Below are 23,936 nucleotides of genomic sequence, written 5' to 3'. Positions count from 1 at the left end.
AGAAATTATTGTTGAATTATGGTTTTCATGAAGAATCACAGGTGATTATCTTGCGAAATCTTTCAATTACAACCAGTTACAACTGATCTCTTATCGTTACTCAACCGATCAATATTTCAATCCACCAGTCATGATACCCCTCATAAACCATCTCTGGAACAGCAGGAATATTATGAGAGTTGGAATCACGGTAAGGTTCGAAAAAGCGAGCACAGCGGTCCAATCGTACGGCCCCAGCTCTTCTTGAATGGAGGCAAGAGCTAGTTGCAAGGTGAAAAGACTCTTCTTATTCACAATGATGAGAGGTAGTACAAAATCATTCCATCTCCAGGTGAAGGAGAATATAGAAAGGGTGGCCATCAGTGGTTTTGAAAGCGGTACAACGATTCTCCAGAAAATCTGCCATTCGTTTGCACCATCTATCTTTGCGCTCTCAAGGAGCTCATTGGGAATATCTCTCATATACTGGACTGCAGCAAATGTACCTGTGGGGGTGTATACAGCTGGTATGATCATACCCCATATGGAATTCACCAGACCCAAACCTCTGATAACTATAAAGAGCGGAACCATTGTGACTTCTGCTGTTATGAACAGAGTCCACGCAAAGAGACCGTTGAAAAATTTTCTGCTTCTAAAAGTCCCTTTTGCCAAACTGTATCCGGTCATCAAACACACAGGAACTGTCAAAAGTGTTGCCACAACCGCTACGAAAAGAGTGTTTCTGAGATAAAGTAAGAAATCATGTTCTTTCAACACTTTTATGTATCCCTCAAAGGTAGGATTTTTCGGAAAAAACGTTGGTGGGTAAGAAAAAATTTCTCCTATTCCTTTAAACGAAGAAGTAATTGACCAGAAGATTGGAAGCATGAAGAAAATTGACAATATTATGACGAACAATTTTCTACCCATTACTTATTCCTCCCTCTGCAACCTTAAGATGATCAGCCCCACCACAAGTGCAAGTACAAAGTAAACAACACTCATTGCGTACGCATATCCTATCCTGAATTGTGTAAGGCCTGATCTGTAGATGTACAAGGCGATGTTCGTGGTGGCATAACCGGGACCTCCTCCTGTTAAAGCATAAATACCGGCAAAACTTCTCAGAGAATAAGCAACAGACACCATAAGCACAAGCAAGTTGGTGTTCTTCAAACATGGGAAGGTCACATACCAGAAGGTCTGCCATCTGTTTGCTCCATCGATTCTGGCCGCTTCTATCAGCTCCTGTGGTATGTTCTGGAGACCTGTGATGAACATCATCATGAAGAACCCCACACCCCAGATACCCGAAAGCACCACTGAGAATAAAGCGTTTAGGGGTTTTTCAAGCCAGTAAATGGGAGAAAGACCAAGAGTTCTAAGAATGTAATTAAAGAGACCTGTGTGATACGAAAACATCCACTTCCACATCGTTGCTCCTGCTATTGCAGGCATAAGACACGGCCAGTAGAAAATGGCTCTGAAAATCTTCGAAAATCTATCCTCTCTGTAAAGAGCAAGAGCCAGACTGAGAGACAGAAAGAAATTTATGGGAACGCCGAGTCCCATCAACTTGAAGGTCACAACAAGTGAATTCCAGAAGTATTTATCAGATATCATCCTTTTGAAATTTGCCCATCCTATAAACCTCATCGGAGACAGAAGATTCCATGAATAAAAAGAAATGAAAAATATAGAAACTATAGGTACAAGAACAAAGAGAGACATAAAAAACAGACCAGGTAAAAGAAATACAAAACGGGTCTTAATGAGTTGTCTCATGATTACTCCCTCCAAAAAAGGCGGGGAACCCCCGCCCTGGTTATCTCTTTCCTCCAAGTTCTTCTAGGATGGTTTCGTACTCTTTTCGGATGTTTTTCAATGCATCATCAAGATTCTGCTGGTCACCTATTACCATGGCGATCTGTGTTCTCAAAGGATCGTAGAGTCTTGCCCAGAGTTCGCAGGTTCTGACCGGAACTATCCAAGAAGGTGCCCTTTCGATCAAAGTCTGAAAGACCGGTATCCATTCGTTCATCTCCGGTACACCGTAATCTATTTCATGGCCTTTGAACGGTGAAATTCCGAGAAGCGCCTTGTTGAACACATCGTTTCCAAGTCCCTTCTGTCCTATCCAGAGAGCGAATTTTATAGCTTCTTCCTCTCGCTTCTTGTCGCCTGTTCTTACCACCCCGAAGATATGGCCTCCGTTGATGCCAAACCAGTCGACATCTTTTGGAACGTAAGCCGGAGCAAAACGTTTTCCTGTCTGTTTCATGATGTCGATGATGGATCTGCACATCCAGCTACCGGACCAGTGAACCGCCGTGATACCCCCCAGGAAATCGTTTATATCGGACTGCTGTGCTATCCACTCCGGTGCCGGCACTAGTTCTTCTTTGAAAAGATCTACAAAATCTTGCAGCACCTTTTTTGCTCTGGGATCCTTATCGAGAACAAGATCCAGGTTCTCGTCCAGAACTTTAACTCCCCTCACGGCAAGGTAATTGAATAATCTCTCCGTGGAATAGGAAAATGACATGGCAGCTGGTAGTTTGTTGACTTTTTTGACTGTTCTGAGAACATCTACGAACTCTTCCCATGTCCAGGGTTCATCCCTTCCTCCAAGTGGAGGATAAGGAATACCCGCTTTCTCAAAATAATCAACGTTCACCCAAAGACTGTGGACAGTGAGATAGAGGGGAACGTAAGTTAACTCATCCTCCGTTTTCCCCACATAGGCTCTGACCACATCGTACATGGAATCTTTGTACTCTTTGAGAGAAATGCCTAGGTGTTTCTCTACATAAGGTGCGAGATCAATAAGGTAAGATCTGAAATAATCCGCGTATGGAACAGTGATCGCTATTAGATCGGGAGCATCACCACTCATCAACGCAAGGGAGAACTTCTCCTGCCAACCAGATGTGATATTGACGTGCTCGAATTCCACCTCTGGATGTAGTTTTTTGTACTCAGCGATTGCCGCATCCAGTGCCTGACCCTCACTGGCACCGGCACTGAAGATCGTAAGTTTCACTCCTAGAAGAATGCCAGCGAACAAAAGTAGTAAAAATCCCAGGACCATCAACCTAGAGCGCACGTTAACCACCTCCTAAAATACGGAATTATTTGACAACGTAAATATCTGGTTTTGGAGGAGTTTCCATCATACCGGTACCGAGATAAAAACTTGTGTGTGGCGGCTGATTGTAACCCACATTCTGATTGGCGATGTCTATTCTGTAAAGAGGATCGTGCATCAATGTGTAGAATGTGTAGTTCGTTGGGTAAGTAGATACATACACTCTGAGCGCAGTGCTGTCCTCTGTTCTCCAGATAACTTCTTCTCTCCAGTCACCGAGTATATCTGCTTGCAGGCAGGGATTTCCTTTCGTCCAGTTGTTGGAAAGAGTTCCGGTGAAGGTCACAAGATTTACCAGTTTTTCGTTTATGTAGTCCCATTTGTCGATCTTCCCTATTCCGTGATCGCCGTACCAGGTATGATCGAGGAGTTCTCTGAGAAGGTCTCCGTCCCACCAGATGGCGAAGTTGACAGAATTGGGTCTGTTGTCGGAGATCTTTTCTCCTTTACAAGTGTAGAGACCCGTTTTGTTCGTCCAGCATTCCACACCGGGATACCTTGGATCTATGTCGGCTGCGAGTCCTCTTCCTACATCCGCTCCTTCGATGTAGACACCCCACAGCACATTTCCTGTCTTGGCGTCCCACATGGCGACACCGTAGGGTTTCTTTGACCTTCCTTCGTGGATTGTAAAGACTTCATAACCAGGCCTTGTTGGATCGAGATCTCCAAAGTGCATTGCATCACCATGTCCAAGGCGTGTCGAGAACAGACCAGTTCCATCGTCATCTATGACACACGAACCGTAGATGATCTCATCTCTTCCATCGTTGTCCACATCAAAAACCCTCAAGAAGTGATGTCCCTGACCTTCGTACTCTTTGTTGCCGGTCTTGGTATCAAATTTCCAGAGGAGTTCCAATTTCCCATTCCTGAAGTTGTAAGCAGCCAGAGCAGTTCTGGCATAGTAACCTCTGCAAGAGACAACACTCGGTCTCTGGCCATCCAGATAAGCAACTGCCATCAGGAATCTGTCCACTCTGTTTCCATAGTTGTCTCCCCAGCTCTCCACAGTTTCCCGTGCAGGTTCGAACGGAACTGTTACCAGAGCTCTTCCTGTTAATCCATCGAACACCGTCAAGTACTCCGGCCCCGTGAGGATCCTTCCTTTCTCGTTTCGATAATCCGCGTTTGGATCTCCTATCACGTTCCCCTGTCCATCCACTGTACCATCGGAAGTTCTGCAAACAACTTCTGCTCTGCCATCGCCGTCGAGATCATAAACGATGAAAGGTGTGTAATGTGCACCTGATCTGATGTTTCTACCCAGGTCTATCCTCCAGAGGTGTGTTCCGTCAAACTCGTAGGCATCAAGATATGTGTTCCCAGTGTAACCATCGTGTGCGTTGTCCTTCGAATTGGTAGGATCCCATTTCAGAACGATTTCGTATTCACCATCACCGTCCAAATCTCCGACAGCTGCATCGTTTGCGGTGTACTCATAATGCACACCGTCTGGTGTGACACCTCCCTCCGGTTTTCTGATGGGAATCTCAAGATAGTTCTTCTCCCAGACTTTCACCTCTTTTGAAGCTTCTTCAACCCGCTCTTTCCCTCCGATCACAGGAATCACTTTGTATACAGACTCAAGTGTCCCTTCAGGATCGAGGAAATTGGTCAAGCTGACGGGAGCGGGGGTTATCCTTTGCCCATCGCGGTAGATGTGGAATCTGACATCTTCAGGATCGGTTCCCAGTTTTCTCCAGCTCAGAAAGACTCCCTCATCAGTCTTGATGGCTACCATCCCTCTTTTGAGGTATTCCATCTGCCGGGCTCCGAAGAGCAAAAGGGAACAGACGATGGTCAAAATCAGAATCAAAAGAGATCTTTTCACCAGCATCACCCCCCATAAAATGATCATCATCAGTTACAGATTTTATCATGTTATGATCTGCAAATTCAAGATCGGCAATAAAAAACCCGGTGGTGGACCACCGGGTAATTCCGGTAGATGCTTATTATTTCAGTTCAAAGAAGAATTGTTCCGGTCGGGCATTCTTTGGACTGAAGAGAGGATGATCAAAGATTAATCCATCAGGGACATTTCTGAAATTGTCCTTCACGATGACAGGTATCTGGACTTCTCCCACCGTTCCTATGAAGAAGATATTTTTCTTATGAATGTTGATGAGCTCCTTGAAAAGTCTGTCTCTTTCTTCTTCATCGACGGTTACTTTTACTTTGTCCCAAAGCTCGTAGATTCTTCTAATGTCTGAGCCTTCTGGTGGTTCCTCGCCAGCTTTTCCACCGGAAATGTACCACCTTGCATAAAGAGGTGCCCATGGGCCATCCCACACTGTTCCCAGTAACCTTCCAGGATCGCTCAATACGGCTGCACATCTGTCGAATGACCACGCACCTATTTCAGGCTCTCCTGCTTCACACCTTGTCATGTAGAGCGATCGTTCCTCAGGTTTCAGGAGCACCTTGATACCCAGATTTTCCCAGTACTGTTTTACCATCTCCAGTACGTCAACAACAGCGTCTGTTACGGAGTACTCTATTATTATTTCCAACCTTTTGCCATCCGATCTTATTCTATAACCCTCGGCATCTCGCTTTGTCAGGCCTATTTCATCCAAGAGAGCGTTCGCCTTCTCAGGGTTATATTCCGCATATGCTTTCTCCCATTCAGGATCGTAGAAAGCAACACCTGTGATCAGTGATGCTTGACGTGGCTCACCAAGGTTGTGGAAGACCAGGGTAGCTATTTCTTCTCGGTTTATCGCCAGTGAAAGGGCGTATCTGAACTTTGGATTCTGGAAGAGTTCTCTAAGAACGGGATCTTTCACATTTTGATTCACATAGAACGTTACTATGCTGCCAACACCCCAAACCCATCTCAAAACTCTATAGCCACCTTTTTCCCTGTTCTCAAGTAATATAGTGAACTGTTCCGTTCCAAAGTGCCTGGTTTGCATATCTATTTCTCCAGCCATAGCTTTCATGAGCGCCATCTGTTTGTCTTGAATCCTGTAGAACACTATTTCATCTATGTATGGAAGCTGATTCCCTTCAGGATCCACCTTGAAATAGTATGGGTTCCTTTCGATGACGAGTTGTGAATCAGTCAATTTCTTCAATTTCCATGGATAGAGTACGGGAAGCTCAGGATTCGTAATCCACGCATTGGTATTGGTACCTTTCGCAGCGAAAAGTTGCCACCAGTAATCGTATCCTTCTTCCTTCGCCATTTGTGTCAGTTTTTCAAGCGGGACATACTTTGGATGGAAGTTTTTCAGATAGTGCGATGGGACAACGAAAACGTAACCGCCCTGTCCCCGGTATGCTAGCTGATAGAGAAACAGAGGATAGGGGACTTCGAAATTTACTTTGAATGTACACTTATCGACGATTTCTACTTTTAAGGGTTTACCTCCAGCGATCAGCCAGGAAGGAATCGTAGGGGTCAGATTTTCATCCAGTAAAATGTCTTCATACCAAAATCTCACGTCCTCTGTGGTGACAGGCACACCATCAGACCACTTCAGCCCTTCTCTTATCTTGAAGACAAACGTTTTACCATCACTGCTAACCTGCCACTCTTCGAGGATATTCGGAAGTATTACCCCACCGGTCTTATCGAACATCACGAGTTTCTCGACAGCGATCTTATCGACATTGGGCTGATCCGGAAGGCCGAACCATACTCTTCTCCAGGTACCACCGTATTGACCTATCTCCTCATAAGGTGTCACCACAACCGGATTCTTCGGAAGCCTTTCCTCCACAGGTGGAAGCAGTCCTTTCTCAACCATCTCTTTCAACATCGGTGCTTCGTTGAATTTCGTGATCTTCTTGCCTGTCAGACGTTCGTAGTCGGTGAGATTGTAATACTCACCGGGAACGATTTTGTTGAGTCCAATAGCAAGGATCTGGGCTGCGAAGATTACTACAAGAAGGCCCCACAGAACTCTCCTGAACATCGTACCACCCCCCACGTTATAGAAATGATCACAAAAATGAACCATTGTGATCTTGACATTATCAATATGATATCAACTGTTGTACAACCAGGTCAACGATTTTCAGTACAAAATAATTCTGATGTTGAACTATCAAGGACAAATATGGTTGATTATTGTCGATCACATTCGTTTTTCTTTTTTTTACAACCCCTTACAACAAAAAAGCGCCCCTTATGGGGCGCTACGGTTTTTACAAATCGGTTTTTCAACCGCCGTAGTGCTTCTTCATTTCCTCGTTGAAGGGGAGGTTAAGGATATCATCGATGACAGCAACAGCCTGTTCGTAAGATCTGGTTCTTGGATCCCTGACGAGGATCTCCTCCAGAACCCTCCTGTCACCAGATATGAACGCCTCAAGTGCCCACTCCATCCTGAGTATCCTTGGAAGAAGATAGAACTTCTTGATCCTGTCTGTAAGATCAGGCTCTATCTTCTCCGGATGTATCCCTTCTTTATCAACTACCACCGGCACCTCCACCACCACATCGTCCGGTATCCCCTTTATCACCCCTCTGTTCTCTATGTTCAACACAAGCCTCGCTTTCTTGTTGTTCACAAGCGCGTTTATGAACGGTATGTGCTGCTCTACACTCTCACTGCCTGTTGTGAACACCTCAGGCCACACCTTCGTCAGCTCTATCGTTGGATCTTTTTCCACTTCTTTCGCAAGTTCCATCAGTCTCTTCCTCTGCTTTCTCAAACTCTCGTAGAACTTCGGCCTCTCCACTTCGTTGTCTATCCCTCCAAACTTCCCGTACCATCTCTTCTTTGTCTCAAGATCGTAGTGGTATTTCCATGTCCCACTCCTCACCGTGTCCCCTATCGGGTACATCCCGTAGAACCTGTACATGTCTATCGCTGCAGGTGAAAAGTCCACATCCCATGGATTCTTCGGCTCCCACTTCGACGCGTTCTTCTCTATCCATTCGTCCAGCTTCGGATAGAGATCCTCCCCTCTGCACCTGAACCTGTTCATCCATATCGCATGGTTCACCCCTGCTACTTGCCAGTCTAATTCTTCTGGCTCCACACCGAGTACCTTCGCAAGGTGGAACACGTGCGCATATCCGTGGCAGAAACCCACTATCTTCGCTTTCGTAAGTCTCTTCACAAGCTGCGTGATCTCAAAAACGGGATTGGCCGTCTGCAGTATCCACGCATTCGGTGATATCTTCTCCACTGCCTTTGCTATATCAAGGCTCATCTTCAGGTGGTTGTAGTTGCTGAGTGTGTAGTAGTCCGAGACCATGTTCAGCTCCTGGCTGTCTATCCCTCTGTAGTAGCCATGTCTCTCTCCTACTCCCCTCATGATCTCGTAGTGTACGTATCCATCTTCGTGTCCTGGTGCCCTGTAGAGGGCTGTGTTGATGACAAAGTCTGCCTCTTCAAGTGCTTTCTCAAGGCTTGTTGTCTGTTCCACTGTGTACTCTGCATTCAGTTCTCTGAGGTACTTTGTGACGAGAACGTACGTTGCTTTCAACCTTTCTTCGTCGATGTCCATCAATACCAGTCTTGACCCATACAGCTCCGGTGTCTTCGCCAGGTCCCCTACCAGCTTGATCGTGTACCTTACGCTCCCCGCTCCTACAAATACAATGGTAGGCATGTGTGCACCTCCCTGTTGAATTAATCAATAAACAATTTCCACACCTTTTTCCCTGAATATTTCATACTGATTTTCTGGAGGTTTTCTGTCGGTGATGAGATGATCGATTTTTTCTGCGGGTATCAGATGTGCCAGCGATCTTTTTCCTATTTTGCTGAAGTCAGCGAGTACGAAGATCTCTTCCGCTCTTTCCACGAAAATTCCTTTTATTCCCATTTCCATGGTGTTTATTTCGTAGGTTCCTTCTTCCGCAGTCACTCCTCTACAGGAGACAAAGGCTTTTTTCACGGAGAATTTTTTCCCACACTCTATCGTCAGAGAGCCTTCCACAGCCAGGTTCTCCGGATTCACCTTTCCTGTGAGCAGAACAACGCTTATATCGGAGTTCTTCGAGAGCTCCATTGCAGTGAGCAGGTTGTTTGTGATAACGTGAACGGACTTTTGAGACGAGGCCAGGTGTTTGGCAAAGATATGCGCAGTGGTGCTTGCGTCCAGAAAGATAATGTCTCCATCTTCAACGAAGTTCAGCGCAAGCTGGGCAATTTTCTCTTTTGCTTCTCTGTTTATTGAGAGTCGTTTCATGAAATCTGTTTCCTTTTCAAAATAATTCACCTTCCTTATGCCACCATGTACTTTTTTCACCAAATTCCTTTTCACCAGTTCTGCCACGTCTCTTCTCACGGTGATCATCGAAACGCCGAGTTGTTCCTGAAGATCTTTCATGCTGATGAAACCGTTTTTGTCCACTATGTCAAGAATTTCCTTGAGCCTTTCTTCCTTCATATCAACACCTCCTTTCTTCTCGAAAGATTTTATCACAAACATCGTTGACTTTTGTGATTAATTTATGATAACTTTATGTATGAATTCGTACCCAGAGGTGATGAATAATGAACGGTGCCAGAAAATGGTTCTTTCCAGATGGTTACATTCCAAATGGCAAAAGAGGATATCTTGTTTCTCATGAATCTCTGTGTATCATGAATACGGGTGATGAAACAGCAAAAATAAGGATCACGTTCCTCTTCGAAGACTCTGAACCAGTTGTTCATGAAGTAGAAATTTCACCAATGAAGAGTTTGCACCTGAGACTGGACAAACTTGGTATACCAAAATGTAAGCCTTACAGCATAATGGCGGAAAGCAACGCACCTGTTGTCATGCAACTTTCACGCCTTGACGCTGGAAAGGATCACTACACTCTTATGACAACCATCGGTTATTGGGAGGAGTGATGAATATGGAAAAGATTTTTGAAGAACTCGACGAGCTGATGTTCGAACTTCCCTCCTGGGCGTTCAGCGATGCAGGAACGAGGTTTGCCGTCTTCCACGAAGAAGGAGCCGCCCGGAACGTTTTCGAACGAATAGAAGACGCCGCTCTCGTTCATCGTCTCACAGGTTGTTGTCCTTCCGTTGCCCTTCACATTCCCTGGGACAAAGTGGAAAACTGGGAGGAACTGAGAGAGTTTGCTGAAGAGAAAGGCTTGAAGATAGGTGCAATCAACCCGAATCTGTTTCAGGATCCTGATTATAAGTACGGAAGCCTCACCAATCCCAGTGAGAAGATCAGAAAAAAAGCGATCGCTCACGTGATGGAGTGCGTGGACATAGCCGAAAAAACTGGTTCAAAGGTGATCAGTCTGTGGCTCGCGGACGGAACGGACTATCCCGGTCAGGACGATTTCCGCTCCAGGAAGAAAAGGCTCGAAGAGTCCCTGAGGTACATCTACGAGAACATGCCGGCCGACATGTATCTCCTCATAGAGTATAAGTTCTTCGAGCCTGCCTTCTACCACACGGACATACCGGACTGGGGAACGAGTTATCTTCTCGCTGAAAAGCTGGGAGAGCGAGCCCTCGTGCTGGTCGATCTGGGGCATCATCCCCAAGGAACGAACATAGAGTACATCGTTGCAACACTTCTGTCTGAGAAGAAACTCGGAGGTTTTCACCTGAACAACAGGAAATACGCAGACGACGATCTCACGATCGCCTCCATAAATCCGTACGAGGTGTTTTTGATCTTCAAGGAGATCGTCTTTGCATGGAGAGATCCTGAACTTTCTGACTCTGCAAAGAAGGTGGTTCTCATGTTCGATCAGGCCCACATCACAAAACCGAAGATCCTCGCGATGATACAATCTGTTTTGATCGCCCAGGAACTTTTTGCAAAGGCTCTGCTCATCGATCAAGAACGCTTGAAAGAGGCTCAGAAAAACTGTGATGTGGTTGAAGCAGAAGAAATTCTCATGGATGCGTTTCGAACAGACGTAAGGCCGATTCTGAGGGAGTACAGAAGGCAGAAGGGTCTTCCGGAGGATCCGCTCAGAGTCTTTCGGGAAGAAGACTACATGGAAAAAAGAAGGAGAGAGAGACGATGAGAGAGACGATAAGAGAGATTCAAAAAGTAGCTTACTGGCTTGCCATAAAGGGCCTTTCCGAGGCGAACGCAGGGAACATCTCTGTCAGACTGGATGAAAGACCAGAAGGGTACGAGGTCAAGAGTGTGAACGAATACGGGTTCGATTACGACGGTCCCGAGATGTACCTTCTGATCACGGCAACGGGTTCAAGAATGAGAGAAGTCTACGAAGACGACAGCAAGATCTGTCTTCTTCACGTCCTTCCGGGGAAACACTACGAAATACTCCATGGAAACGGAAAACCCACCAGTGAGTTTCCCACACACCTCATGATCCACGCAAAATTCAAGGAGATGAATCCGGAAAAGAAAGCCATCGTTCACACTCACCCTCTGAACCTGCTCACTTTGATGAATCTGGAAGACTTCCAGGAACTTCTTCCAAAGATGATGAAGATCCACCCGGAGGTTCTCATCTTCTTCCCACGAGGGATCTCCGTTGTCGAGTTTGAGAAACCCGGCAGTGTAGAGCTCGGCCTGAAAACGGTAGAAAAATCAGTAGGAAAAGATGCCGTTCTCTGGGACAAACACGGTGTTGTGGCTTTTGGAAAAGACGTCGCGGAGGCCTACGACAGAGTCGAGATCCTGGAAAAAGCGGCGGAGATCCTTTTGAGAGTGCTCAGCCTCGGAAGAAATCCCACGGGTGTTCCGGAGGGATGGCTGTGAAGGTCCTCTCGATCGATCTTGGAGCAACGAACGGAAAGATCTACGAGGTGGAGTTGAAAGACAGGTTGACGGTGAAAGAAATAAAGAGATTCAGAACAGAAGGAACCTTTCTTCCTGGGAAGGATAGAGAACACTTCGTGTGGAATCTTCCCGGGTTCTACGAGGAGATAAAGGGTGTTCTTGAGGCCTCTGACGCACAGTCTGTTGGGGTGGATACATGGGGTGTGGATTTTGCCTTACTCGACGAAAATGGAAGACTCGTATCTCTTCCCTATCACTACAGGGATGTGAGAACGAAGGGAGTCATGAAAAAGGCCTTCGAAGTGGTTCCAAAAGATGAGATATTCCAGAGAACGGGTATACAGTTCATGGAGATAAACACACTCTATCAGCTGTACTCCATGGTGCTCTCGAACGATCCGTTCTTGAAGACGGCAAAGCACCTTCTGATGATCCCCGACGTGTTCAACTTCTGGCTTTCTGGAGAGATGGTGAGTGAGTACACCATCGCGAGCACTTCTCAGTGCTACAGTGTGCCGGACCGGGAATGGGCGTACGACCTTCTCGAAAAACTTTCCATTCCCACTGAGATCTTCCCAAAGGTGGTTCCACCGGGTACCGTCCTGGGAAAATGCAGAGTGAAAAAAGGTATGAACGTGATCACCACCGCCTGCCACGACACCGCTTCCGCCGTCGTTGCCGTACCGTTTGAGGGGGAAGGAATCTACATCAGCTCTGGAACGTGGTTTCTTGTGGGAACAGAGCTGGAAAGACCACTTCTGAGCAAAGAGGCACTGGAGAGAAATTTCACGAACGAAGGTGGGTACGGGAAGATCAGGTTTCTAAAAAACGCAACGGGCATGTGGCTTCTGGAAGAGTGCAACAGAATCTGGAAGAAGGATTATTCGGAGATCATCGAATCGGCCAGGAATGCCCCTGGTTTCCAGGCGTTTCTCGATCCCGATAGAGAAGAGTTTCTCCACCCTGGAAACATGCTGGAGAGGATCAGAAATTATCTTGAAAGAACGGGCCAGAAAATCCTGGAGAGGATCGGAGAAATCTCCCGGCTCATCTTCGAATCCCTTGCGTTCAACTGCAGATGGATCGTGGAGCAGATCAAAGAACTCACCGGCAAAAGATACGGGAAAATCCACGTGGTGGGTGGAGCTGTGAGAAACGATCTTTTGATGAGTTTCATAGCCAGTGCGACGGGGAAGACGGTGGTGGCGGGTCCTGTGGACGCCACTCCCATCGGGAACGCACTCGTTCAGCTGATCACCCTGGGAGCGATAGCAAACATCAACGAAGCCAGAAAGATCGTGAAAGAATCCTTCGAATTGAAAACGTTCGAGCCGGAAAATATGGAAGAGTGGAACGAGGGCTACGAAGAGTGGAAGAAATACAAAGAGGTGGAAATATGAACCTGGAAGAACTGAAAAATCCGGGTGTGTGGTACAGACCCGCTCCCTTCTGGAGCTGGAACGATAAGTTGTGCGAGGAGGAACTTCTAAGGCAGATAGACGAAATGTATGAGAAGGGCTACGGAGGCTTCTTCATGCACTCGAGAGTGGGGCTTGTAACGGAATACCTCTCTGAGGAGTGGATGAGACTCGTAAGAAGCTGTGCAGAACACGCCAGAAGACTCGGGATGCTCGCCTGGCTCTACGATGAGGACAAATGGCCTTCCGGATTCGCTGGAGGAATCGTGCCACTCGAAAAACCGGAACACAGGCACAAATACCTCACACTCTTGAAAAAGGATCAGATCAAACCAGAAGATGAGATCCTGAAAAAGATAGAAAGAGACGGCGAAGAATTCTACGTGGTAAAACGCGTTATGAAGCTTGGTGATCCGTGGTTCAACGGAACCTGCTACGTCGATCTGCTCTCAAGAGAGACCACAGAGGCGTTTCTCAGATCGACACACGAGAGATACAAAAAATCGTGCGGTGATCTTTTCAGAGTCTCCATCCCCGGGATCTTCACCGATGAACCCACCTATCTGAGAGTGCATCACCCTAAAGAAACCACACTCCCCTGGACAGAACGATTTCCAGAGGAGTTTTTGAGGCGAAAGGGATACGACATCAGAGACCACTTAGAAGAACTCTTCTTCAACGTGAAGGACTACATGAAGGTGAGATACGATTTCTTCGATGTTGCGACGAGTCTGTTCATCGAAAACTTCACGATCCCGTACGCGAAGTGGTGTGAAGAAAACGGCATCTTCATGACGGGACACTACATGGCAGAAGATACACTCAGAGGACAGGTGGAGTGGATAGGTGCCGCGATGCCACACTACGAATACATGCAGATACCGGGAATAGACAAACTCGCCAGACACCTGGAACAGGTGGTCACGATAAAGCAGGTTTCATCGGCGGCAGAGCAGTTAGGGAAGAAATGGGTGCTCTGCGAAACGTTCGGTACAACGGGTCAGCACGTGAGTTTTCTGCACAGAAAATGGATAGCGGACTGGCAGGCGGTTCTCGGTGTCACGTACATAAACCCGCATCTCAGTCTTTACTCGATGAGAGGAGAGAGAAAGAGGGACTACCCACCGAATCTCTTCTATCAACAGCCTTGGTGGAAGAACGAAAGATTCCTGTCGGATTACTTTGCAAGACTGAACCACATCGTCACACAGGGAAAGAGAGAGGTCAAAGTGCTCATGATACATCCCATCTCCTCAGCGTGGTGTGTGTATTCTAAGTTCGATGACGAGATCGATAAGCTCAACGAGCTCTTCGATACGATCACAAAGGAACTCGTTGCGAACAAGATAGACTTCCACTTCGGCGACGAGATGATCCTCTCAAAACATGGAAGAGTGAAAGAGGCAAAACTGAGAGTAGGAGAGTACGAATACGAAGTCGTGGTGCTGCCACCGCTCCTGAATCTGAAAAGTTCTACTGTGGAACTTTTGAACTCACTGGCAGAAAACGGTGGTAAGGTCTTTGTTTTGAAGGATTTCAGGTACGGCAGGTTCTTCCCGGAAAGAGTGGAAGGAAAGAAGGGAAGAATCGAATTCCTCAAAAAGGCTCGTGTTTTTGAAACGCTCGAAGATCTCATCGAAGAACTCAAACCCTTCTCTTCTGTGGATGTTCTGGATACGAAAACGAAAGAGAATGCAAAAGCGGTGATCGCGCAGAAGAGAGTGCTGGAAGACGGATCTTATCTTCTCTTTCTTGCGAACACGGACATCGACCGGGAAGTGCACTGCCATCTGGAACTGAAGGAAAAGAGAAAACACACGTACGCGATAGACCTGTTCGATTTCAAATTGGTGGAGCTGAAGGAAAACGAGTTTGTCATGTTCCCAGCGTCGAGTGTTTGTATCTGGGTAACGGACGAGGAGGTTCCTGCGGAAGATGAGAAAGTGGTTTCAACAGGAGTTCTTCTGGAGAAAGAATTCGATTTCGAGACGGCACTGAACGATTTCGAAGTGAAGATGAACTCTTTCAACGTTCTTCCAGTGGACAGGGTGGAGTATTTTGAAGCGGGTGGAAGGGTTTTCAGGAACGAGTTCGTCTCGAAGATCTGGTACGAGTTCTACAGGTTACCGGATGGTACACCGTTCAGGGTGGAGTACTCTTTCGAGGTCAGGAAAAAGCCTCAAAAACTCTTTCTCGTCGTTGAGTGCGCGGAAAATCTTGACAGAATCACGGTGAACGGTCGAGAGGTGAGGTACGAAAGAAAAAGCTGCATTTTCAACGAGGAACAGAATTTCCTGGATGTGAACTTTGGAAAGATGGAGATCACAGATCTCGTCAGAGAAGGAAAGAACACGGTTGTTCTGGAGGGAAGAAAAGAAAACAACATCACAGGCCCGGGGTGTCACACGAGGGTGAAAGATCCAGAGAATCACAGGCCAACAGAGGTGGAGACGATATATCTTGTGGGAGATTTTTCACTTGTGAACGTGGACGAGACGAGGTACGTGATCGATGCACCCAAGGTACCGGATCACAGGGACATCACACGGGACGGGTACCCGTTCTATGTGGGATCCTTCACGCTCAAAAAGATATTTGAGTGTAAAAAAGACCCGGGGAAAAGATACTTCCTCAAGCTGAACGGTGTGGAGGCGGCCTCGGTCGAGGTGATTCTGAACGGGAAGTTCCTGGGCGTTCTTTTCTGGAGACCTTTCATGATAGATATTACAGATGCTCTGAGAAATGGAAAAAACGAACTCCAACTCGTCCTCACAAACACACTGTTCAACCTCATAGAGGCGAACCACAAGGCAGACGTTCTCGAGGAGACCTTCAGAAGACCGAAGAGCTTCATAGATTTCGAGCACCACACGGACAGATACATCCTGCTGCCCTTCGGCCTGGAAAACGTCGCCGTTCTCAGCTCTTCTTCACGATGAACTTCGGTTTTCTTCTGAACTTGAATATCTTTCTCAGAAAGAGCAGAAGGGGACATCTGAAGGCCATAGTCTCACTCCTTTCTGGCATCGACCACCTGAAAGGTGCGAAGTTTGTTGTTCTTCGATTCTCTCCACTCGATCTCGATGGGGAAGGCGAACTCCGGTTGAAGCCTTCCCTCCTTTATCCACTTTCTTGACTCTTCGTTCCTGTAGATCGCGGGACTGGCCAGAACCACGAGTTTCATAGGGCCATCGACCACGATGACCCCGTCTATCGTCTCTTCTGCGGAGAGCTTTTCGACGATCTCGTTCATCACCTTTTCTGGTGGAAGAGGTTTCACATTCACGAGGGCGATGTTTCTTGAAAGCGGCCCGATGATCTTCACGTTGGCGAGTTCCGGCTTGAAGCCATGTTCTTCGAGAACTCTGAGAAGGATCTCGTTTGCAGTAGAAACAGCTTTTCCGTGGTAATCCGGGTTTATGAGCATCTTCAGAAGGTGTTTCAGTTTGCATCCTTCTCTTCCCGCAGACTCACCGATCTTCTTCACTTCCAGTCCGAGGAACTTCAGCATCTCGTTTATCTCTTCTTTACCGACCCTGCAGAGTGGTGAGTAGACACCGTCGAAGACCTTCAGGCCCGTTTTTCCCCAGCTGTCGGAGGCGTTTGCACCGCTCGCAACGAGGTGACCCTGAGCGTATCTTTTCACCAAAACGGTCTTCACGTCGCGGGTGCAGGCGTTGCAGGATGGACCGTGTCTCCAGACCTTCTCCTGCATTCTGTTGGAAGGAATGAAAGTGTGTTTCAAGCCGTGTTTTTCTGCGAAGTTTCGAACAATCTCTCTCGATCTCTCGTAGGTGTAAGGGCTCCAGTCCACGGTGACGAGCTCCACCCTTTCTTCTCCGAGGGCCATCTTCGCCAGGATTGCCACCAGCGAACTGTCCTTTCCCCCGGAGAAGGCAACGTAGAGCTTTCCGTCTTTCACGGTTTCTCTTATGTCCTCGACGATCTCTTTTACAAGGTCTTCAACTCGAATCGTACTTCACCCCCGTCCAGTTCAAGGACGGCGTAAGAGCCTTCAGCGAGGCTTCCCGGGTTCAGAAATCTCACACCCGCTTTCACCGTGTCCTCCGGTTCGTGGGTGTGTCCGAAGAGTATCACCTGAGGTTTTTCGTTGAAGACCTTCAAAAGACGGTCTTTCAGATCCCACGGGGCACCCCACCCGTGACACATTCCTATGGTGACACCCTCTACAAGCAGGACTTTCGAGAACGGAAGGTGTTCTTTCACGTCTGGATAATCCATGTTTCCGTGAACTCCGTAGAATTCCTTAGAAAATTTCTCAAGAAGGATCACCGTGTCCAGATCCACATAGTCTCCAAGGCCTATCACGCCATCGTACTCTTTCAAAGAGTTCAGTATCTCATCCGGAAGACTGGCCATGCGCACGGGAACGTGTGAGTCGGAGATCAAAAGGAACCTCTTCACGTTCTCACCCCAGGATCGTGTTATCTATGAGTCTTGCATTTCCAACCCAGGCAGCCACCGCGACGATCACCTTTCGATCGATCTTCTCAACCGGCTCCAGAGTCTCCTCGTCCACAATCTCCACGTAGTCTATCTTCACCTTATCGAACCTGGAAAGGTGCTTTATCATCTCCTCTTTTATCTTTTCTGCGTCTCTTTCACCGTTCAGATAGAGATTCTCCGCTATTTTCAGAGACTGATAGAGCGAAAGCGCCTGCTGCCTTTCTTCGGGCGACAGATACACGTTCCTTGAGCTCATCGCGAGGCCATCCGGTTCTCTCACGATGGGACACTCGATCATTTCCACGTCCATGTTCAGATCTCTCACCATCCTCCTCAGAACCCTGAACTGCTGTGCATCTTTTTGACCGAAGTACGCCCTGTGAGGTTTCACGATGTTGAAGAGCTTCGTGACCACGGTGCACACTCCACGGAAGTGTCCAGGACGGGATCTACCACACAGGTGTTTTGAAAGCTTCGTTTCTTCAACGTAGGTGGAAAAATCGGGAGGATACATCTCCTCGACTGACGGATGGAAGATGCAGTCCACGTTTTCTTTTTCGAGAAGTTTTCGGTCTCTTTCGAAATCTCTTGGGTACCTCTCGTAGTCTTCGTTGGGACCGAACTGGGTAGGATTCACGAAAATACTCACCACGACCACATCGTTTTCATCCCTTGCTCTTCTCACAAGAGACAGGTGCCCTTCGTGGAGGTATCCCATGGTGGGGACGAATCCTATCGTTTTTTTCTTCTCTCTCATTTCCTCGGAGAATTTCTTCATTTCCTCTATGGTTTCTATGATCTTCATTCTCTCGCCTCCCCGATTTTGCAGAAAACATCATCACAGAATTTCTTTTCGATGAGATTCCACACGGTTTCTCCAACGGGATTTCCAACACCTGCCAGGTAATCCGCCAAATGAAGGTGGAGGCACTTCACTTTCGAGAAATCTCGAATACCACCGGTTCCCACCTTTTCCAGAACTTCACGAAAAGAATGCTCTTCGGTGAGGAGCCTTTTTCTTCTCTCTATCACTTCTAAGTGTGCCTTCCTCATCTTTTCTCGAAACGCCACATCGGACGCTATTCGATCTTCGAGTTTCTTTATGAACCCTTCGCTCTCGAGTTTGGATACTTCTCTTCTCAAGTGGGGACAGGTGAGCCAGTAGAGCGTGGGAAACGGCTTTCCATTCTTGATGGGCAGACTTTCGATCACAACCGGATAGCCGTATGGACAGCGATAAGCCACCCGATTCATGTTCGTGATCTTTCTTCCAATCTGCCACTCTACGATCTTTTCATCACGAGAGTTACCCATTCTCTCTCCTGCTTTCTCTCCAAAACGTTCCATCCGTGTTCACTGGCCTTCCTTTTCACCATGTCTTCTTTCTTGTCAACGATCCCTGAGAGTATGAGCATGGAATCTCTGTGTGTGACACGATTCACATCTTCGAGTAGCTTCACGTGAATCTCAGCCAGAATATTGGACACCACAATATCGAAAGTACCCTCCACCTCTGAGAGAAGATCCGACCATTTCACCAGTACGTCGACGTCGTTCTTTCGAACGTTCTCTTCAGCCACCTCGACGGCCTGCTCATCCACATCGACCGCTACCACCTGAGACGCACCGAGTTTTTTGGCAGCGATGGCGAGTATTCCCGTTCCACATCCAACGTCGAGCACAGTGTTTCCTTCCTTCAGATACTTTTTCAGGAAGAAGACGCTCATTCTCGTGGTGGGATGGAGACCTGTGCCAAACGCCACACCGGGAGACAGTTTTATCACGATCGCATCTCTTCTGTTTATCTTTTCAGTTGGATCTACGAATACTCCCTCGACGATTTCAAAGGGTTCGAGCTCGACTATCCAGTCTTTGGGAGTGGTGATCTTCTCATCAACAATCTCCCAATCTTTCAAAAAATCAGGAAGGGGTTCACCCTCCCTAAGGTAGATCTTCAACACCCTCTTTCCCTTTTCATCTTCCTCTATCGCGAAATTGAAGAATCCCTCTTCGTAAAATTTTTCTACGATTTCTTCCTCTTCGACTCTCAAAGGAAAGATCAGCTCTTTAAACCTCATCGATCTTTCTGATTCTCCTTTCGTGTCTTCCTCCGTCGAAGGGTGTTGAAAGGAAGGTATCCACTATCCAGAAAGCGAGTTCTGCCCCGATGAGTCTTCCCGGAAGAACGAGGATGTTTGCGTTGTTGTGCGATCTCGCGAGTCTTGCCATGTCCGGGAAAAGGCAGAGAGCCGCTCTTATGCCCCTGTACCTGTTTGCGGCAATTGACATCCCGAGTCCTGTACCACACAAAAGGATTCCAAAATCCGCTTCGTTCGACAGAATGGATTGAACGACTTTTTTCGCATAGTCCGGATAATCAACGGATTCCTCGGAGTAGGTACCGTGATCTTCCACTTCTATTCCCTTGCCCAGAAGGTAGTTCTTCACCTTCTCTTTCAGTTCAAAAGCTGCGTGGTCCGATGCAATAGCGATCTTCACTTTCTTCGCACCTCCTCCATGGCCTCCGATATCGTATCGTATATCTTCACTATACGATCCAGATTCGTCAGAGAGAGGACTCGCTCTACTTTCTCATTTGGAGATATCAGTGCAAAGAAGCCGCCACTGCTGCTGATACTCTTCAAAATGTTTACAATGACACCCAGACTGAAGCTGTCTATGCTCTCCACATCCGAAAGGACCAGAAATATCTTGTTGTAACCCTTGTTCAAAAACTCGTCAAAAACCCATTTTTTGAACAGATGCGCGTTCTCTATGTTGAGCTCTTTGTTCGGCATCAATATCACCACATCATCCACAATCTTGTAGGGAAACATTTTATCCCCCCTTAGAGTTTTCTGAAAACTCCCACCACTTTACCCAGGATTTTCACCTTTTCCGCCTTGAAAAACATCGACGACATCTCTCTGTTAGCGGGCCTCAACTCTACCGTATCACCTCTCTGATAGAACTTTTTTAGCGTCACCTCTCCGTCAACCATCGCCACCACGATATCCCCGTTCTGCGCCCAATCCTGTCTTCTCACAAGAACGAGGTCCCCATCACAGATGTGTTCTTCTATCATGCTTTCTCCTTTTACTTTCAACAAAAAGTGATCGTAACCGCTCGAAAGAAAGCTCTCAGGAATTTCTATGTAATCTTCCAGGTATTCAACCGCTTCTCTTTTTTCACCTGCACGAATCTCTCCAATCAGAGGTATTTTGTTCCTTATGCTTTTCGAAACCCTCAGTGCCCGCGGTTTGCCGTTTTTCCTTTCGATGTAACCCTTCTTCTCCAGAGCAATTAGATGGAGAAGAGCGCCGCGCGGGGTGATTCTGAAGCGCCGCGCGATCTCCCTCACCGAGGGGGGATATCCATTTTTCTCTATGAACTCTTCTATGAACAGAAGCACCTTTCTCTGCCTTTCCGTGAGATCTTTCAAGTGTCGAACACCACCTTCGTTTTCAGAACATCTCCATCACGCTCGAACTTCAGAAGATGGTATGTGAGGGCTTTTATTTCGGTCCCCTCTTTTTTTCTGATCTTCCTGAAAGTTACTTTTAACCCGTTCCCTTCCCTTTTAATCCTCCAGGGAGCCCATCCTTTCGATATCTCGAGAATCCAGTCATTCACCGTGTCAAAGAAAGCATCCTCCGTCTCTTCAAGAAGGTACGTTTTCTCCTTCTTTTCGGTATCGAAAACGATTCCTTCTTCTTCGAGAAGGATGTTCCTCGCTTCTTCCAGAAGTTCTTCGTAAGAGTTCCCGGATATCTCGTAAGCGATATCGGCAGTGTGCTCTATGGGTTTCCTCAATCTTTCACCACCGCCACCTTCGATATGGTATCGTCTCCAAGTTCGATGAGTTTCACACCTTTCGTTACACGACCGATGACACCGATTTCAGACACGGGAAATCTGATCATCATGCCGTTTCTTGTGACCACCACTATCTCTTCGTCGCCCCTCACGTATCTCACAGCTACTACGTATCCCGTTTTGTTCACATCGGAGATGTTTCTGAGACCCGTTCCTCCCCTTCTTTGAATCCTGTACAGCTGAACGGGTGTTCTCTTGCCGAATCCCTTCTCTGTCACGGTGAGAATCTCTCCTTCCTCACCTGGAGGTATCACGTCCACACTCACCACTTCGTCTCCTGGCTGAAGCTTTATCGCCTGAACTCCGGCCGCATTTCTTCCCATTCTGCGAACATCACTCACCGGAAATCTGATGGCCATACCCATCTTCGTTGCCACTATGAGTGTTTCTTTTTCGCTGTTAACAACCCTGGCGCTGACGATCTCATCTCCAGGTTCTATCTTTATGGCTCTGACACCGCGATTGCTGGTGGCGTTTTCAAACTCTTTGAGAGCGGTTCTTTTGATCTTCCCAGATTTTGTAACGATCACAAGATCATTGCCATCACCGTTCAGAGAAGCGAGTGCCACGATCTTTTCTGTGTCTTCGAGATTCAGAAACGCGGTGATGTGTCTTCCTCTCGTGTTTCTACCGGTGGTTTCCAGCTGATAATTCTTGAGAACATACGCCCGTCCGAGGTTCGTTATAAACAGGGTCGATGCGGTGTTTTTCGCGACCACAACGAACTCGACCTCGTCATCTTCAGTGAGTTTCGAGACGGTGATTCCTTTACCCCCACGCTTCTGCGATCTGTAGCTGTTCAGCGGTGTGCTCTTTAAATAGCCGTTATGACTCAATGTTATCACCACGTCTTCTTCGACAATGAGTTCCTCTTCGTTGTACTGGATACTTTGATCTGTTATTTCTGTTCTTCTGGGATCCCCGTATTGTTGCTTCAAGTAGAGGAATTCTTCTTTCATTATCTCCTTTACTTTTTCGTCCTTCTCGAGTATTTCCTTCACTTCTGAGATCTTCCTGACCAGATCGGAGTATTCGTTTTGAAGGTTCTCTATTTCGAGGGAAGTCAGCCTCGAAAGTCTCATGTCGAGAATGGCTTTTGCCTGTTCTTCGGTGATTTCGAGTGTTTCCATGAGTGATTGCTTCGCACTTTCCACATCCTTGCTGTTCCTCACGATGTCCACAACAACACCTATCGCTCTTGCCGCCTTCAAGAGACCTTCAACAACGTGTGCCCTCCTTGTGTACTGTTCGTATTCGTACCTTGCCCTTCTTCTGATGACTTCAAAGCGGTGCTCGAGGAAGGCCTCCATCAATCCTTTCAAATTCATCAACCTGGGTCTTTTGTGTTTGTCTATGACCAGCATTTGAACGTTGAAGTAATCCTGAAGAGCAGTTCTCTTGTAGAGATTGTTTATTATGACCTCTTCGCTGGTGTCCTTCGGGATCTCTATAACTATCCTCATTCCGCGTTTATCGGATTCGTCTCTTATGTTCCTGATTGGGAGTGATTCGTCGTCTTTCGCTATTTTTGCTATTTGTTCTATGAGACCCGCTTTACTGACTCCGTACGGAATCTCCGTGATGACGACTCGCTTTACTCTCTTTCCATCCTCGACGTGCACCTTTCCTCTGACGATGATCCTGCCTCTTCCCTCTTCGTAAACCTTCTTCAATTCAGAAGCGTTCACTACCACGGCTCCTGTGGGAAAATCCGGTCCTTTTATGAACTGCATGAGTTCTTCAACCGTGGCTTCTGGATGATCGATCAAATAAATCAGGGCATCCACGGTCTCGGAGAGATTGTGTGGAGGTATGTTTGTGGCCATTCCCACCGCTATACCGGAGGCACCGTTTATTATGAGATTTGGCACCTTGGATGGGAGGACTTCCGGCTCCTTCAACGTGCCGTCGAAATTGTCGACCATGTTCACCGTGTTCTTTTCTATGTCTTCGAGCATTTCTTCGGCAAGCTTCGTGAGTCTCGCTTCCGTGTACCTCATCGCAGCTGGAGGGTCTCTGTCTATGGAACCGAAGTTTCCCTGACCCTCGATGAGTGGATATCTCATCGTGAACGGTTGAGCCATCCTCACGAGGGCATCGTACACGGGTGCGTCACCGTGAGGATGGTACTTACCCATCACTTCACCGACGATTCTCGCACTCTTCTTGGTGGGTGAGTTGTGTTTGAGACCGAGTTCGTACATTCCATAGAGAATTCTCCTCTGAACGGGTTTGAGGCCATCCCGAACGTCCGGAATGGCCCTTCCCACTATAACGCTCATCGAGTACAGAAGATAAGACTCAACAAGTTCATCCTCTACGGGTTTGTTTATCAGGATCTCTGGCATTCACATCCCTCC

General features: G+C 47.2%; 22 protein-coding genes. 5 read left to right on the top strand and 17 right to left on the bottom strand.

Annotated elements, in window-relative coordinates:
* Positions 1 to 108 precede the first annotated feature (108 nt).
* From TPET_RS08585 to TPET_RS08555, 7 genes are all read right to left on the bottom strand, one after another.
* Positions 109 to 912, bottom strand: a complete 804-nt coding sequence (locus tag TPET_RS08585; RefSeq protein ID WP_011944093.1) for a carbohydrate ABC transporter permease — start codon at positions 910 to 912, stop codon at positions 109 to 111.
* A gap of 3 nt (positions 913 to 915) precedes the next feature.
* The gene (locus TPET_RS08580) at positions 916 to 1,767 is read right to left on the bottom strand and encodes a carbohydrate ABC transporter permease (RefSeq protein WP_011944092.1); all 852 of its coding nucleotides are present in this window, start codon (positions 1,765 to 1,767) and stop codon (positions 916 to 918) included.
* Between the two features lie 40 nt (positions 1,768 to 1,807).
* Positions 1,808 to 3,088: an ABC transporter substrate-binding protein gene (locus TPET_RS08575; RefSeq protein WP_011944091.1), complete on the bottom strand. Its 1,281-nt coding sequence runs from the start codon at positions 3,086 to 3,088 to the stop codon at positions 1,808 to 1,810.
* Positions 3,089 to 3,113: 25 nt separating this feature from the next.
* On the bottom strand, positions 3,114 to 4,970 hold the full coding sequence (locus tag TPET_RS08570) for a rhamnogalacturonan lyase (RefSeq protein ID WP_011944090.1): 1,857 nt from the start codon (positions 4,968 to 4,970) through the stop codon (positions 3,114 to 3,116).
* 118 nt (positions 4,971 to 5,088) lie between these two features.
* Positions 5,089 to 7,056, bottom strand: coding sequence for an ABC transporter substrate-binding protein (locus tag TPET_RS08565; protein ID WP_011944089.1), 1,968 nt, complete (start codon positions 7,054 to 7,056; stop codon positions 5,089 to 5,091).
* Between the two features lie 247 nt (positions 7,057 to 7,303).
* Positions 7,304 to 8,704, bottom strand: coding sequence for an alpha-glucosidase AglA (gene aglA / locus TPET_RS08560; protein WP_011944088.1), 1,401 nt, complete (start codon positions 8,702 to 8,704; stop codon positions 7,304 to 7,306).
* Positions 8,705 to 8,728: 24 nt separating this feature from the next.
* Positions 8,729 to 9,487, bottom strand: coding sequence for a DeoR/GlpR family DNA-binding transcription regulator (locus TPET_RS08555; RefSeq protein WP_048810893.1), 759 nt, complete (start codon positions 9,485 to 9,487; stop codon positions 8,729 to 8,731).
* A gap of 107 nt (positions 9,488 to 9,594) precedes the next feature.
* On the opposite strand from TPET_RS08555, the gene TPET_RS08550 reads away from it, so the two are divergent.
* The 5 genes from TPET_RS08550 to TPET_RS08530 are packed head-to-tail and all read left to right on the top strand — an operon-like array spanning position 9,595 to position 16,172.
* Positions 9,595 to 9,939 carry a sensory rhodopsin transducer gene (locus tag TPET_RS08550; RefSeq protein ID WP_011944086.1) on the top strand — a complete coding sequence of 115 codons (345 nt, stop codon included), beginning with the start codon at positions 9,595 to 9,597 and terminating at the stop codon, positions 9,937 to 9,939.
* Between the two features lie 5 nt (positions 9,940 to 9,944).
* On the top strand, positions 9,945 to 11,087 hold the full coding sequence (gene rhaI, locus TPET_RS08545) for an L-rhamnose isomerase (protein WP_048810892.1): 1,143 nt from the start codon (positions 9,945 to 9,947) through the stop codon (positions 11,085 to 11,087).
* The gene (rhaD, locus tag TPET_RS08540) at positions 11,084 to 11,794 is read left to right on the top strand and encodes a rhamnulose-1-phosphate aldolase (RefSeq protein ID WP_011944084.1); all 711 of its coding nucleotides are present in this window, start codon (positions 11,084 to 11,086) and stop codon (positions 11,792 to 11,794) included. Before rhaI ends, rhaD begins: the two co-directional genes overlap by 4 nt.
* Positions 11,785 to 13,215: a rhamnulokinase gene (locus TPET_RS08535; protein WP_011944083.1), complete on the top strand. Its 1,431-nt coding sequence runs from the start codon at positions 11,785 to 11,787 to the stop codon at positions 13,213 to 13,215. Before rhaD ends, TPET_RS08535 begins: the two co-directional genes overlap by 10 nt.
* Entirely contained in the window at positions 13,212 to 16,172 is a 2,961-nt protein-coding gene (locus TPET_RS08530) for an alpha-L-rhamnosidase (RefSeq protein WP_011944082.1), read from the top strand. The genes TPET_RS08535 and TPET_RS08530 overlap by 4 nt, the downstream gene beginning before the upstream one ends.
* A gap of 71 nt (positions 16,173 to 16,243) precedes the next feature.
* Here TPET_RS08530 and TPET_RS08525 read toward each other — a convergent pair whose 3' ends face one another.
* From TPET_RS08525 to gyrA, 10 genes are read right to left on the bottom strand one after another with little or no spacing between them, the layout of a single operon-like run.
* The gene (locus TPET_RS08525; protein ID WP_011944081.1) at positions 16,244 to 17,155 is read right to left on the bottom strand and encodes an adenine nucleotide alpha hydrolase family protein; all 912 of its coding nucleotides are present in this window, start codon (positions 17,153 to 17,155) and stop codon (positions 16,244 to 16,246) included.
* A gap of 29 nt (positions 17,156 to 17,184) precedes the next feature.
* Positions 17,185 to 17,658 (bottom strand): metallophosphoesterase family protein, encoded by a 474-nt coding sequence (locus TPET_RS08520; protein WP_010865261.1) that lies wholly within the window; start codon positions 17,656 to 17,658, stop codon positions 17,185 to 17,187.
* Positions 17,659 to 17,662: 4 nt separating this feature from the next.
* The gene (gene panC, locus TPET_RS08515; RefSeq protein ID WP_011944080.1) at positions 17,663 to 18,505 is read right to left on the bottom strand and encodes a pantoate--beta-alanine ligase; all 843 of its coding nucleotides are present in this window, start codon (positions 18,503 to 18,505) and stop codon (positions 17,663 to 17,665) included.
* Complete coding sequence (locus TPET_RS08510; RefSeq protein ID WP_011944079.1) at positions 18,502 to 19,014, bottom strand: DUF501 domain-containing protein; 513 nt, start codon at positions 19,012 to 19,014, stop codon at positions 18,502 to 18,504. The genes panC and TPET_RS08510 overlap by 4 nt, the downstream gene beginning before the upstream one ends.
* Positions 18,984 to 19,778, bottom strand: coding sequence for a 50S ribosomal protein L11 methyltransferase (locus TPET_RS08505; RefSeq protein ID WP_011944078.1), 795 nt, complete (start codon positions 19,776 to 19,778; stop codon positions 18,984 to 18,986). Before TPET_RS08505 ends, TPET_RS08510 begins: the two co-directional genes overlap by 31 nt.
* On the bottom strand, positions 19,768 to 20,199 hold the full coding sequence (gene rpiB / locus TPET_RS08500; RefSeq protein WP_004080405.1) for a ribose 5-phosphate isomerase B: 432 nt from the start codon (positions 20,197 to 20,199) through the stop codon (positions 19,768 to 19,770). The genes TPET_RS08505 and rpiB overlap by 11 nt, the downstream gene beginning before the upstream one ends.
* On the bottom strand, positions 20,196 to 20,537 hold the full coding sequence (locus TPET_RS08495; protein WP_011944077.1) for an anti-sigma factor antagonist: 342 nt from the start codon (positions 20,535 to 20,537) through the stop codon (positions 20,196 to 20,198). The genes rpiB and TPET_RS08495 overlap by 4 nt, the downstream gene beginning before the upstream one ends.
* Positions 20,538 to 20,548: 11 nt before the next feature.
* Positions 20,549 to 21,142 carry a transcriptional repressor LexA gene (lexA, locus tag TPET_RS08490; RefSeq protein ID WP_011944076.1) on the bottom strand — a complete coding sequence of 198 codons (594 nt, stop codon included), beginning with the start codon at positions 21,140 to 21,142 and terminating at the stop codon, positions 20,549 to 20,551.
* Positions 21,139 to 21,513: an archease gene (locus tag TPET_RS08485; RefSeq protein ID WP_011944075.1), complete on the bottom strand. Its 375-nt coding sequence runs from the start codon at positions 21,511 to 21,513 to the stop codon at positions 21,139 to 21,141. Before TPET_RS08485 ends, lexA begins: the two co-directional genes overlap by 4 nt.
* Entirely contained in the window at positions 21,510 to 23,924 is a 2,415-nt protein-coding gene (gene gyrA / locus TPET_RS08480; protein WP_011944074.1) for a DNA gyrase subunit A, read from the bottom strand. Before gyrA ends, TPET_RS08485 begins: the two co-directional genes overlap by 4 nt.
* Between the last annotated feature and the right edge of the window lie 12 nt (positions 23,925 to 23,936).

The sequence above is a fragment of the Thermotoga petrophila RKU-1 genome, from assembly GCF_000016785.1.
GTDB lineage: Bacteria > Thermotogota > Thermotogae > Thermotogales > Thermotogaceae > Thermotoga > Thermotoga petrophila.
The sequence above is the reverse complement of the archived record's forward strand: the minus strand, read 5'-3'. Positions and strand labels throughout refer to the sequence as shown.